Consider the following 12,372-nt stretch of genomic DNA (forward strand, 5'->3'; position numbering starts at 1 on the left):
AGGAGGCCCAGGCTCATCGCGAAGAGCGCAAAGATCAGCACCTCCGTGAGCGTCGAGGTGAGATACCGGACGTGCGCGACCGGGAGGAGGGCCAGCGCCAGCCCGGCGATGACCCAGGCGGCCCGGAGCGCGCGGCCCTCCGGCCGCGCCGCGCCGGTCATCGGGCGCGCCCCCCAAACAGCCCGGTGGGACGCACGAGCAGGATCGCCGCCATCACGAGGTAGATGAAGACGAGCGCGATCTGGGGCACCAGCGTCTTCCCAAACGTGTCCACTTCGCCGATCAACAAGCTCCCCCAGAACGATCCGCTGAGCGTGCCGAGGCCGCCGACGACCACGACGATCAGCGTGACGATGAGCGTTTCGAAATCCACGCCCGGGAACACCCCTTGGATCGGCGCGGCGATCACTCCGGCGAGCCCCGCCAGCGCCGCGCCGAACGCGAACACGCCGCCGAAGACGAGGCCGATGTCGATCCCGAGCGCCTGGGTCATCTCCCGGTTCGCCACGCCGGCGCGGACCATCGCGCCGAGGCGGGTCCGGGTCAGACCAAGCCAGAGCGCCCCGGCGAGCGCCGCGCCGAGGACGATCACGAACAGCCGGTAGGAGGGGAACAGCGTGCCGAGGAGCGGGATGGAGCGGTCCAGGCCCGCGGGCGGGGCAAGCGATTGGACATCGGCTCCCCACCACCACCGCGCCACGTCCGACAGCACGAACGCGACCCCAAACGTGAGCAAGATCTGGTCGAGGTGCGTCCGCCGGTACAGGGGGCGGAGAAGCTCCCACTCCAGCAGGAACCCGAACATACCCAGCCCCAGCGGTGCGACCAGTGCGGCGATCCAAAACGAGCCGGTCCACCGGACCGTCGAGAGGGCGAGGTAGGCGCCGAGCATGTAGAACGCGCCGTGCGCGAGGTTCACGACCTCCATCAGGCCAAAGATCAGGGAGAGCCCCGCCGCTAGCAGAAACAGCAGCATCCCGTAGGCGAGCCCGTTCAGCGCTTGGAGAAGGTAGAACGTCACTTCTTACCTGGGCCCGCGGCGCTGGCCAATCCGTTTTCCACCTTAGCCGGGATCCTTGATGCGTCCCAGGCTATCGAATACCACATTCACGATGTCATTGCTGACCTGGCGCACCTGCCGAACGTAGATGTTCTGGATGACGTTGTGCGTGTTCGGGTCGAACTCATATTGGCCACGTGGGCTCGCGAACTTGACGTTCACGAGCGCCTCGATCAGCCGGTCCTTGTTGCTCGTGTCGCCGCCGGTTTTGTTGAGCGCCTCTACAATGACCCGGGCCGCATCGTACCCTTGTAGAGCAAAGACGCTGGCGTCTCGTCGGAACCGCGCTCGGTAGGCTCGGGTGAACGCAAGGTTCTCAGGGTTCTGAAGCTTGAGCGCCCAGTGCAGCGGGCTGTAGATGCCGAGTGCGGTCGCGCCCTCGGCCGGCAGCACGTCTTGCTCCACCATGAAGCCAGCGCCGCTCATGCGAGTGCTCTTGGTGAGCCCGTACTGGGAAGACTGCGCGATGAAACGTACCGCGTCGCTGCCGCTGTAGAAGTTGTAGGTGCCCTCGGGGTTCATCTTCTGGACCTGGGTGATATACGGCGCGTAGTCGGTGTTGTTGAGTGGCGGGTATACCTCCCCCAAGACCTTTCCCCCGGCCGCGACGAACGATTCCTTGAACGCAGCGATAGACTCCGTGCCGAACCCGTAGTTGGCGGCGGTCAGGGCGGCCTCGCGCGCGATGTTAGTGTAGAACCACTTCCCGAACGGGTTGCTGACCTGCCACGATGTAAACGAGACCCGGAAGATATAGGGGCTTTTCCGCGCCCGGGTGAGCAGGTTGCCACCCGCGTTGCTGACGACGAGGATCGTCTTGGAATTGTGGATCGTGTCCCGGATCGCGTAGGCGGTGGCGGTGCTCACGATGCCCGTGATGAGGTCCACCTGGTCGGCCTCGATCAGTTTGCGTACCTTCCGCAATCCGACTTGGGGATCGATTTCCTCATCCTCTCGGACCCAGGTGATCTTCCGCCCGCCCCCGCTCCAGTTGACGCTGTCGAAGTACAAGGTCATCGCGTCGGTGATGTCCTCCCCAAGCTGCCCGTAGACCTTCGAGTACGAGACGAGGAGCCCGACCTTCACCGATCCAGCCGCCAGTACCGCCGGCACGCCAAACCCATGTTCCTTGCTGAGCAGCGCCGACGGTCCGCCGGTCGCCAGAGTCGCGCCGCCGATCGCCGCCCGTCCGAGCAAGTGCCGCCGCGTAAGCTTCGCCCTCGCCTTCATGCTCCCACCCCCTGGTTGGTCGCAAGCACGCCCTGCTTACTCGACGTGGATCACCCGGTTCGCCTTCAGCTGGAACCGCGGCAGCGATCCGGCGCCGACCGCGGCGATCTCGACGCGGATGCCGCAGGCCGTCCGCAGGGCCTCGCGCAACTCCTCGAGTGTCGAGGCGATCGCGGCGGCGCTCCATCGCGCGTCATCGATCTCAACGACGACCCGCAGCTCAAGCATCTCCGCGCGGCGCCGGACTTCCACGCGGAACTCGTCGACGCACTCGAATCGCCGGACGGCGTCCTCGATCGCGCTGGGGAACACGTTCATCCCGCGGACGACCAGCATGTCATCCACGCGGCCGAGCACGCCGCCGTCGAGCCTGGCGAATGTTCGGCCGCACACGCACCGGGTGTCCAGCAGACGCACCCGGTCGCCCGTGCGGTAGCGAATCACCGGAGAGCCGTCACGCCCGAGGTTGGTCAGGACGAGCTCGCCGTCGCCCGACGGGACCACGGCGTGGGTGGCCGGGTTGAGCACCTCGGCGACGAACTCGCTCTCATTCAGGTGGAGCGCGCCGGCCGCGCAGGTAAATCCCGTGGCGCCCACCTCGGTCAGTCCCGTGTGGTCGATGCACCGCGCTCCCCACGCCGCTTCTATCCGCCGCTTGGTGGAGGCGATGCTGGCGCCCGGTTCTCCGGCGTGGATCGTGACCCGGACGCCGAGGGACGCGGTCTCGATTCCCGCCGCTCGGGCCACCTCGGCGAGCCGGAGCGCGTACGACGGCGTGCACACGAGCACGGTGGCCTGCGCTTCGATAAGCGCGCGGATCCGCACCTGCGTGTCGAGGCCGCCGCCGGGAATCGCCAGCGCGCCGAGCCGCCGCGCGGCGTCGAATCCCGCCCAGAACCCGATGAACGGCCCGAACGAGAACGCAAAATAGATCCTGTCCCCGGCGCCCATGCCCGCCGCGCGGTAGACGAACGTCCAGCAGCGCTGCCACCATTCCCACGACTCGGCCGTATCCAGCCACCTCAGCGGCCGGCCGGTCGTGCCCGACGTCTGATGGAGGCGCACGTAGCGGTCGAGCGGGTAGGTGAGATCTGAGCCAAACGGCGGCGTGGCTACCTGATCCGCGACCAATTCGGTCTTGGTCGTGAACGGCAGGCGCCGGAACGCCTCCCAGTCCCCGGCGGCCTGCGGAACCTCCGTCCCGGCGCCCTCCCACTTGCTGCGGTAGAAGAGATTGCTCTTCTGGATCCGCAACAGCATCGGGACGAGCCGCTGCCACTGATAGGCGCTCAGGTCCTCCCGCGCCATCGACTCCAGGGTCCGGTCCACAAAACGGGGGCGATCGTCGAGGCCATCGGCGCCGGGTGCGGCGTGTGTCATGGGGCGAGCTCCCCGGCGATCTCGTACCCTTTGCCCAGATACGCGGACTTGATCCCGGGATGGGCAAGCAACTCGCTCGGCGTCCCCCGAAGCACGATCCGGCCCCGCTCCATCACGCACACCCGGTCCGCGATCGTCATGGCCGCTTTGACGTTCTGCTCGACCAGGACCACAGTGAGCCCCTCGTCGCGCCGGAGGCGCGCGAGAGCCTTGACGATCTCCCGGACGACGAGTGGGGCGAGTCCGAGCGAGGGCTCATCCAGCAGGAGGACCCGGGGCCGAGACATCAGGCCGCGTCCGATCGCGAGCATCTGCTGCTCGCCACCGCTTAGGGTCCCGCCCAACCGCCGGTCGAGGGCCCCGAGCTTGGGAAAGATCATGTAGGGGCGCGAGACGTCGTCACGGACCGCGGCCCGGTCGCGCCAGTAACGATGGTATCCGCCGAGCACGAGATTGTGCCGGACGGTGAGCGTGTTGAAGACCTGCCGCCGCTCCGGGACGAGGCTGATCCCCAGCCGCACGATGGCTTCCGCGGCGGTGCCGGTGATCGGCCGGCCGTCGAAGATGATCGCCCCGGCCCGCGGCGGGTAGACGCCGGCGATCGTCCCCAGCAAGGTGGACTTGCCGGCTCCGTTGGGGCCGATGATCGCCAGGATCTCCTGAGGCCGGACGTCCAGGTCGATCCCGTGGAGGACCTGGACGCTGCCGCGCCGCGCGATGAGCCCGGAGACCTCGAGCAGGGCACCGCTCACGGCGCCCCGCCGGGCGAGGCGTCGCCCCCGCTGCGGCTCACGGCGGCCACGTCCTCTCCCAGGTAGGCGGCGATGACCCGCGGGTCTTGCTGGATCGCCTGAGGCGGACCTACGGCGATCTTTTCGCCGTAGTCCAGGACGACCACGCGGTCCGCCGCTTCCATCACGACGTCCATGTTGTGCTCGATGACGACGAACGTGCTCCCGTCCGCTCGGAGGCGCCGGATCAAGGTGACGAGGTCGCGCGCCTCCTGCGCACTCAACCCCGCGGTCGGCTCGTCGAGGAGGAGGACGGCCGGACGAGCGACCAGCGCGCGCGCGATCTCCAGCAGGCGCTGCTGGCCAAACGGCAGGTCGCGGGCAAGGTCGTGCTCCCGTCTCTCCAGGCCGACGACGGCCAGGGCTTCCCGCGCCGTGTCGGAGACCTGCCTGTCCTCACGCACGGCCGCCGGAAGCGCGAGCGCAGCGTGGAGCAGCCCGGTATGGGTCCAGCGATGGCAGCCGACCATCACGTTCTCCGCGACGGTGGTCTCGTTGAAGATGAGGAGGTTCTGAAAGGTGCGGATGATCCCGAGCGAGGCGATGCGCGACGCCGCGAGGCCGGTGATCCGCTGGTCTCGGAAGTAGATGTCGCCCGAGGTGGGGGGTAGGAACCCCGTGATCAGGTTGAACAGGGAGGTCTTTCCCGCGCCGTTCGGGCCGATGATGGCGAGGATTTCCTGGGGGGCGACGGCCATGTCGACGTCGCGCACGGCGACGAGCCCGCCGAACCGCTTCGTCAGGTGCTCGACCCGCAGCACGGCGGTCACGCGCGCCCCTCCTCGGCCGGTTCCGCGTCGGTCGCCCGCGCCGGCGTCCCGAGGGAACGCCCGGAGAGAGCGTGGCGGAGGTCGAGCGCGCCCCGGACGATCCCGCGCGGGAAAAAGATCATGATCAAGACCAGCAGGACGCCGTAGATCGCGGTCTGGTACTCGCCGCCCACGCGGGGGAAGATGCGGGGCACCTCGGTCCGGATCCCCTGGTCCATGATCGTCACAAGCGCCGCCCCGAACAGCCCGCCCCAGATATTGGTGAGCCCGCCCACCGCCGCCATGATGAGGAAGAACAGCGAGGCGAGCAGCGAGAACGGCGATGGGCTGATGAACCGGATGTAGTGCGCGTACAGGGCGCCGGCCAGACCCGCGTACGCCGCGCTCAACACGAAGACCTGCATCTTGTATCGCGGGACATCGATGCCGAGCGCAGCGGCCCCCACCTCGCTCCCCAGGATCGCCCGCAGCGCGCGCCCGGTGCGATGCGAGGTGATGTTCCGAGCGAGGATGAGGGTGACGAACGTGAGCGCCCAGATCGGATAATAGAACTGCCGGTCGGTGGCGAGCCGCACGCCGGCGACCTGGAGCGCGGGGATGTCCCGCAGCCCGTTTCCGCCTCCGGTCACCGGCAGGAGCTGCACCATGAGGACGTTCACGATGATCCCGAACCCCACCGTGGCCAGGACGAAGAAGTGGTCGGCCAGGCGCAGGGTCGGGAGTCCCACGAGATACGCCACGCCCGCGACCGCGGCGATGGCCAGCGGGATCGTGATCCACGGGGTCCACCCCAGATCGCGGCTCAGCAGCGCGGACGCGTAGGCCCCGAGCCCATAGAACGCCGCCTGCCCGAGCGAGACCTGGCCCGAGCACCCCAGGAGGATCAGGCCCAGGGTCACGATCGCGTAGAGCCCGATGATGTTCAGGACATTGAACGCATACGCGGTCGAGACGGCGAACGGCAGGGCGCCGATCACGAGCGCGAGCACGCCGAGCGCGATCCGCTCCCGCATCACGCCTGTCTCCGCTGGGCGCCGTGGAGCAGCCCTTCACGCTGCAAGAACAGGACGATGAGCAGCACGAGGAAGGTGATCGCCGTCCCGTACCCGGGGGAGAGGTAGCCGGTCGTCAGGGCCTCGATGATCCCTACCAGGTACCCGCCGATGACCGCGGCCGGCGCGCTCGTGAGCCCGCCGATGACCGCGGCCACGAACCCTTTCAAACCGAGCGACAAGCCCATGTCGTAGGTCGCGCCGGTGATCGGGGTGATCACGATCCCGGCCACCGCTCCGAGCCCGGCGCTCAACGTGAACGCGAGCAGAGACATTCGCCGAGGGCTGATGCCGACGAGTCTCGAGGCGAACGCATTGTCCGCGCACGCGCGGACCGCCGCACCCGGTACGGTGCGGACGAAGAAGGTAAACAGCCCCAGCACGACGGCGACGGACAACCCGATCGCCCACATCGCCTGGCGGACGAGGACGCCGCCGAGGACGATCAGTGCCGGCCCCGGGGTGAACTCGGGGATCGCGTACGGATCCGCGCCCCACAGCATCAGCGCAATCCCGCGAAACGCCATCGAGACCCCGAACGTGATGATGATGAGGGTGAGCGGGTGGCCGCCGAACGCCGGCTGGATCGCCAGCCGCTCCGTCGCCGCCCCGAGCACGCACACGATCGCCACCGCGCAGAGCGCCGCCACCCCGAGCGGCAGGTGCCAGGTCAGCAGGCTCGCGCACACGAGCGCGCTCAGCATCGAGAACTCGCCCTGCGCGAAATTCAGGATCCCGGTGACGGTGTAGATGAGGACGAAGCCGAGGGCCACCAAGGCGTAAATGCTGCCGACGGTGATGCCGGTGAGGAGCAGCTGGGGCAGCAGCGCGAGCATGACGACCCGGAGGGCGGGCCGGTCACCGCCGCCGGCCCACCTCGAGCCCCGCTACTTCCAGATGTCCCAGTTGCCGTTCTTGATGACCACGAGCACCATATCCTTGGTGGTCAGCCCGTTGTGATTCTGAGGGGACAGGTTGAAGACCCCGCCGGTCCCGACGAACCCCTTGAGATGCTCCAGATAGTCGCGGATCTTGGCCTTATCGGGGCCCACATGCCGGATCGCGTCGAGGAGCATCGTGAGCCCGTCGAGGGCGTGGCCGCCGAATGTGTTGGCCGCGTACTTGTTGGCCGCCTCGAAGTCCTTGGCGTACTTTTCGAGTAAGGCCTTCTGAGGGTCGCCCGCGGGCAGCTTATCGACGATGAGCAGCTTGCCCGAGGGGAACACCACGCCGTCCGCGGCCGGCCCGGCCAGCTGGATGAACGCTTTATTGGCGATCCCGTGGCTTTCCAGGATCGGTGTCTTCATGCCGAGCTGGCGAATGTTCTTCGCGGCGATGGATGCGGTCGGCGGCGTGCTCCAGACGACCATCGCGTCGGGGTTCTTGACCCGCGCGCGCGCCACCTGAACGCTCAGGTCGGTGTCGGTGGCCGCGAACGGCTCGGTGTCGACCAGCGTGATCCCTTGGTGGAGACCGTAGGTGCGCAGGGCGACGAGGCCGTCCTGCCCGAAGTCGTCGTTCCGGTAGAGGAACGCGAACGTCTTGATATGCAGGGCCAGGAGATACTGCATCGCGGTTGCGGCGGCGACATCGTTGCGCTGCGGCATCTGGAACACCCAGGCCCGACTGGGGACGCTGATCGTCGTGCTGGCCGCCACCGACATGAACGGGGTCTCCGCGGCCATGGCGTAGTCGGCCATCGCCTGCGACTCGGGGCTGGTCGTTCCGCCGACGACCGCGACGACGTTGTCCTCGGTCACGGCCTTCTTGATGAGCAGGACCGCCTTTGTGGGGTCGGTCTCGCTGTCGTAGGTGATGAGCTGGACCGGCCGCCCGCCGATGGGGGTGGCAGCGAGCTGGGCCTGCAGCATCGTGGCCGTGTCTTTCTCCGGCTTGCCGAGCGAACTGCCCGGCCCGGTCACGGCGAACACGGTACCGATCTTGATCGGCGCGCCCTGGCCGAGCACCGGCGGTGCAGTGAAGAACGCTCCCGCGGCGAGCGCGACCACCAACGCGATGACGGTGAGCCTGCGCGATAATGACAGCACCGTAACCACCACCCCCCTGGGCCGTGCCCCGTGCGACTGACCGGCCTGCCCCCCGCATGGGAGGCCTGCCCGCGTTCGGTCTAATGGTATCATATACGAGGACCGGACCATCCACGTGGCTCCGAGGACGCCACCGGGAGGCGTGAGACGATGCCGGCGAGAGCGGGAGCCCAGTTTCTGCAAGGACTGCGGGATCACCCCCGGGACCTCTGGCTCGAAGGCGAGCGGGTGGCCGACCCGGTCGAGCATCCCGCGTTCCGAAACGTAGTGCGGAGCGTGGCCGCTCTGTACGACATGCAACATGACCCGGCTGTGCGAAACGAGATGACCTACGTCTCGCCGACGACGGCCGACCGGGTCGGGCTGTCCTTCTTGATGCCCCACAGCCACGACGACCTGGTGCGCGTACGGAAGATGATGAAGCGGTGGGCGGATTACTCCGGCGGGTTCATGGGACGCACCCCGGATTACCTGAACCGGTCGCTCGCCGGATTCGCGGCGGCCGCCGCCTACTGTGCCGAGAACGACCCGCGGTTCGGCGAGAACATCCGCCGGTACTACGAGCTCGTACGCGAGCGCGATTTGTGCCTCACCCACACGCTGATCAATCCCCAGGCCAACCGGTCGGTCGGTCCGTCCCAGCAGGCCGATCCGTATCTCGCGGCGCGGATCGTGGAGGAGGACCACCGGGGTCTCGTCCTGCGTGGCGCCCGCATGCTGGCCACGCTGCCCACGGCCGACGAGATCATGGTGTTCCCGTCGACGCTCTTAAAGGCGGGCCCGGACGACGCCCCCTACGCCTACGCGCTGGCGCTCCCCACCGACACGCCGGGCCTGCGCTTCCTCTGCCGGGAATCGTTCGACTACGGGAAATCGCCCCTGGACCACCCACTGGGGTCTCGCTTCGAAGAGATGGATGCGGTCGTCATCTTCGATAACGTCAGGGTGCCGTGGGAGCGGGTGTTCCTGTTGCGGGATGTGGAGAAGTGCAACAAGGCGTTCGCGGCGACCGGCGCGGTGGCGCAGATGGCGCATCAAGTCGTGACCAAGAACGTCGCCAAGACCGAGTTTATCCTCGGCGTGGCCTCGCTCATCGTCGACACCATCGCCATCGAGCAGTTTCAACACGTCCATGAGAAGATGGCTGAGATCATCATCACCCTGGAAACGATGCGGGCGTTCCTCCGCACGAGCGAGGTCGAAGCGCAGGTGAACCGCTGGGGGATCATGCAGCCGGCCTGGCCGCCGCTGGACGCGGCGCGGAACGCCTACACGCGGATGTACCCGCATCTGGTGGAAATCCTCCAACAGCTCGGCGCCTCGGGGCTCATGGCCATCCCAACGGAGAAGGACCTGCGGGGGCCCGAGAAGGAGACGATCCGCAGGTACTACCAGGCGGCGCGCGCGGACGCCGCGGACCGGATCAAGCTGTTCCGGCTCGCCTGGGATATCGCGGTCAGTGCGTTCGGGTCGCGGCAGGCCTTGTACGAACGGTTCTTCTTCGGCGACCCGGTGCGCATGGCCGGCGCCATGTTCAACGCCTACGATCGCACGCCGTACATGGAGCGCGTGAAGGAGTTTCTCGATCGTGCGGAGCGGGCCGCGCCGGAGCTCCTGCCCGCGCCGAACGACTGAGGCGGAGGATCCCGTGGACGAGGCACCGCCCGACCCGACCGAGTTCCGGCGGATGATGGGCCTGTTCGCGACGGGGGTCACGGTCATCACGGCCCAGGTCGCCGGCGAGATCCACGGGATGACGGCCAACGCCGTGATGTCCCTCTCGCTCGATCCGTTGCTGCTGTGCGTCGCGGTGAGCCGCACCGCACGGATGCATGCATTCTTGACGGGGGCCGGCGGGTTCGCGCTCAACATCCTGTCCGAGGACCAGCAGGCGCTTTCGCAGTTCTTTGCGGGGGCCTGGCGGCATGCGTCGCCGCCCGAATACCGCCTGCACCCCTGGGTGGGCGGCCCGCGCCTGGTGGGCTGCCTCGCCGCGGCGGGCTGCCGGATCGACACAGTGCTGGACGGCGGCGATCATCACCTGTTTCTCGCCCGCGTGCTCGCGCTGCACCGGACGGAGGGACCGCTCAACCCGCTGCTGTTCTTCGGCGGCCACTACCACCGGCTTCGGGAACCGGCGGGGGTGCCGCGCGATCCCATCGAGGTCTGGAACCCCGAGGAGGTGCAGATCTTCTATGAACCCTGAGATCGACCTGGCCCCGGGGCACCCCGAGTTCAACATCCTGCGCGCCGGCCACGCCGAGTTTCGCGTGACCGACCTGGGGCGGGCCCGCGCATTTTACGTCGATCTGCTGGGTTTTGTCGAGAGCGAGCAGCAGGGGGAGCGTCTGTACCTGCGCGGCTACGAAGAGCGCGATCACCACAGCCTCGTGCTGCGGCGCGCCGCCTCTCCGGGCGTCGGCCACATCGCCTTCCGCGTGGCGTCCGAGGAGGACCTGGAGCGGCTTGAGCATCTCCACCGGCGCCATGATCTTCCCGCGCGTTGGGTCCATGAGGAAGCCGGCCAGGGCCGGGCGCTGCGCGTACAAGACCCGGCGGGCCTGCCGGTCGAATTCTATCACCAGATCGATCAGGTGGAGCGGCTGCTGCAGCGGTACGACCTGTATCGCGGCGCGTGTATCATGCGGGTGGACCATTTCAACTGCCAGGTCCCCGATGTCGTGACGGCGGCGCGCTGGTATCAGAAGGCGCTGGGCCTCGGGTGCTCGGAGTACTTCGAGAGCGCCGATGACCCCCCGCAGTTGTGGGGGATCTGGCTGCACCGCAAACAGAACGTGCACGACATCGCGCTGATGACCGGGGTCGGCCCGCGCGTACACCACGCGGCATTCTGGGTACAGGATCAGTCGAGCGTGCTGCGCGCCTGCGACATCCTCGCCGCCGCCCGGATGACCGATCGGATCGAGCGGGGCCCAGGTCGCCACGGGCTGTCCAACGCCTTTTTTCTCTACCTCCGCGACCCGGACAATAACCGGATCGAGTTGTACACCGGCGATTATCTCATCGCCGATCCAGACTGGCGGCCGATCCGCTGGCGGCTCAATGATCCGCAGGCAGCCACTTTTTGGGGACATCCCGCCCCGTCCTCCTGGTTCGAGGACGCATCACAAGTGGAATCCATCGTGGACGGCTCGTTTGTGGAAACCCGCCCGCCCCGGTTGCGAGACAGGCCGAGCTTCGTGACGTAGATCGCGTTGCAGTGACTATCCCCGCAGGCCGGTGGTGCCGATCCCCTCGATGATCTGGCGCTGCGCCAGCAGAAACGCGGCCACCGTGGGCAGGACGGTCATCACGGTCGCCGCCATCAAGAGGTTGTACTCCGTGCTCACGTTCTGAGAGAACGCCAACAACCCCACCTGCACGGTGCGCATGTTTTCCGTCGAGGTCGCCACCAATGGCCACAGCAGGTCATTCCAGGCCCGGAGGAAGGCCAGCAGCCCCACGACGGCGAGGCTCGGGCCGGAGAGCGGGACGACGATACGCCATAGAAAGTACCCCGACGAACAGCCATCCGCCCGCGCCGCGTCATGGAGGTCTCGCGGGATCGCCAGGAACGCCTGCCGGAGCAGAAAGATCGACAAGACACTGGCCCCTAGGGGGATGATGAGCGCCAGAAAGGTGTTGTACCAATGCAGCGCGGTGATCACCACGAAGTTCGGGATCAGGGTGATCTCCGGCGGGACCAGGAGGGTGGCGACGAACGCACCAAAGATGAGCCGGCGCCCCGGAAACTCGAGGAACGCGAAGGCGTATGCGGCCAGCGCCGAGGTCAGCGTGACGCAGGCGGCCACGCCCGTCGACTGAATCAGGGAGTTGAGGAAGTACCGCGGGAAGGGCGCCGCAGCCAGCGCACGAACATAGTTCTGCCAGAGCCACTCCTGCGGCACCAGGGTGGGTGGAAAGCGGATCGCTTCGACGTTCGACTTGAGCGACGAGGAGAGCATCCAGAAGAAGGGAAGAGTGGTGGCCACGGCTCCGCAGAGGAGCAGGATGTGCACTGCCGTCCGTGAGATCCGCACG

The 12,372-nt window shown here is 67.6% G+C and carries 12 protein-coding genes; 3 read left to right on the plus strand and 9 right to left on the minus strand.

Annotated elements, in window-relative coordinates; genetic code table 11:
- Window positions 1-157 precede the first annotated feature (157 nt).
- From VFP86_18185 to VFP86_18220, 8 genes are read right to left on the minus strand one after another with little or no spacing between them, the layout of a single operon-like run.
- Complete coding sequence (locus VFP86_18185; GenBank protein ID HET9001575.1) at window positions 158-1,021, minus strand: branched-chain amino acid ABC transporter permease; 864 nt, start codon at window positions 1,019-1,021, stop codon at window positions 158-160.
- 42 nt (window positions 1,022-1,063) lie between these two features.
- Window positions 1,064-2,290, minus strand: a complete 1,227-nt coding sequence (locus tag VFP86_18190; protein HET9001576.1) for an ABC transporter substrate-binding protein — start codon at window positions 2,288-2,290, stop codon at window positions 1,064-1,066.
- A 36-nt stretch (window positions 2,291-2,326) separates the two neighbouring features.
- Window positions 2,327-3,670 (minus strand): phenylacetate--CoA ligase family protein, encoded by a 1,344-nt coding sequence (locus VFP86_18195; GenBank protein HET9001577.1) that lies wholly within the window; start codon window positions 3,668-3,670, stop codon window positions 2,327-2,329.
- Complete coding sequence (locus tag VFP86_18200) at window positions 3,667-4,422, minus strand: ABC transporter ATP-binding protein (protein HET9001578.1); 756 nt, start codon at window positions 4,420-4,422, stop codon at window positions 3,667-3,669. Before VFP86_18200 ends, VFP86_18195 begins: the two co-directional genes overlap by 4 nt.
- Entirely contained in the window at window positions 4,419-5,231 is an 813-nt protein-coding gene (locus VFP86_18205) for an ABC transporter ATP-binding protein (GenBank protein HET9001579.1), read from the minus strand. The genes VFP86_18200 and VFP86_18205 overlap by 4 nt, the downstream gene beginning before the upstream one ends.
- Window positions 5,228-6,244 carry a branched-chain amino acid ABC transporter permease gene (locus tag VFP86_18210; protein HET9001580.1) on the minus strand — a complete coding sequence of 339 codons (1,017 nt, stop codon included), beginning with the start codon at window positions 6,242-6,244 and terminating at the stop codon, window positions 5,228-5,230. The genes VFP86_18205 and VFP86_18210 overlap by 4 nt, the downstream gene beginning before the upstream one ends.
- Window positions 6,244-7,119 carry a branched-chain amino acid ABC transporter permease gene (locus tag VFP86_18215; protein HET9001581.1) on the minus strand — a complete coding sequence of 292 codons (876 nt, stop codon included), beginning with the start codon at window positions 7,117-7,119 and terminating at the stop codon, window positions 6,244-6,246. The genes VFP86_18210 and VFP86_18215 overlap by 1 nt, the downstream gene beginning before the upstream one ends.
- Before the next feature lie 51 nt (window positions 7,120-7,170).
- Window positions 7,171-8,331, minus strand: coding sequence for an ABC transporter substrate-binding protein (locus tag VFP86_18220; protein HET9001582.1), 1,161 nt, complete (start codon window positions 8,329-8,331; stop codon window positions 7,171-7,173).
- Window positions 8,332-8,481: 150 nt separating this feature from the next.
- Here VFP86_18220 and hpaB point away from each other — a divergent pair, with 150 nt between their 5' ends.
- From hpaB to hpaD, 3 genes are read left to right on the plus strand one after another with little or no spacing between them, the layout of a single operon-like run.
- Complete coding sequence (hpaB, locus tag VFP86_18225; GenBank protein ID HET9001583.1) at window positions 8,482-9,966, plus strand: 4-hydroxyphenylacetate 3-monooxygenase, oxygenase component; 1,485 nt, start codon at window positions 8,482-8,484, stop codon at window positions 9,964-9,966.
- A 13-nt stretch (window positions 9,967-9,979) separates the two neighbouring features.
- Window positions 9,980-10,537, plus strand: a complete 558-nt coding sequence (locus VFP86_18230; protein ID HET9001584.1) for a flavin reductase family protein — start codon at window positions 9,980-9,982, stop codon at window positions 10,535-10,537.
- Complete coding sequence (hpaD, locus tag VFP86_18235) at window positions 10,527-11,540, plus strand: 3,4-dihydroxyphenylacetate 2,3-dioxygenase (GenBank protein HET9001585.1); 1,014 nt, start codon at window positions 10,527-10,529, stop codon at window positions 11,538-11,540. The genes VFP86_18230 and hpaD overlap by 11 nt, the downstream gene beginning before the upstream one ends.
- A gap of 15 nt (window positions 11,541-11,555) precedes the next feature.
- Here the strand turns inward: hpaD and VFP86_18240 are convergent, their stop codons facing one another.
- On the minus strand, window positions 11,556-12,371 hold the full coding sequence (locus VFP86_18240) for a carbohydrate ABC transporter permease (protein ID HET9001586.1): 816 nt from the start codon (window positions 12,369-12,371) through the stop codon (window positions 11,556-11,558).
- Window position 12,372 lies beyond the last annotated feature (1 nt).

It is taken from the genome of bacterium, assembly GCA_035703895.1.
Lineage (GTDB): Bacteria > Sysuimicrobiota > Sysuimicrobiia > Sysuimicrobiales > Segetimicrobiaceae > Segetimicrobium.

Bases quoted from the DNA above. Each gene is read 5' to 3' on its own strand.
- VFP86_18190 (HET9001576.1), bottom strand. From the start codon at position 2,290: ATGAAGGCGAGGGCGAAGCTTACGCGGCGGCACTTGCTCGGACGGGCG.
- VFP86_18210 (HET9001580.1), bottom strand. From the start codon at position 6,244: ATGCGGGAGCGGATCGCGCTCGGCGTGCTCGCGCTCGTGATCGGCGCC.
- hpaD (HET9001585.1), top strand. From the start codon at position 10,527: ATGAACCCTGAGATCGACCTGGCCCCGGGGCACCCCGAGTTCAACATC.
- VFP86_18215 (HET9001581.1), bottom strand. From the start codon at position 7,119: ATGCTCGCGCTGCTGCCCCAGCTGCTCCTCACCGGCATCACCGTCGGC.
- hpaB (HET9001583.1), top strand. From the start codon at position 8,482: ATGCCGGCGAGAGCGGGAGCCCAGTTTCTGCAAGGACTGCGGGATCAC.
- VFP86_18195 (HET9001577.1), bottom strand. From the start codon at position 3,670: ATGACACACGCCGCACCCGGCGCCGATGGCCTCGACGATCGCCCCCGT.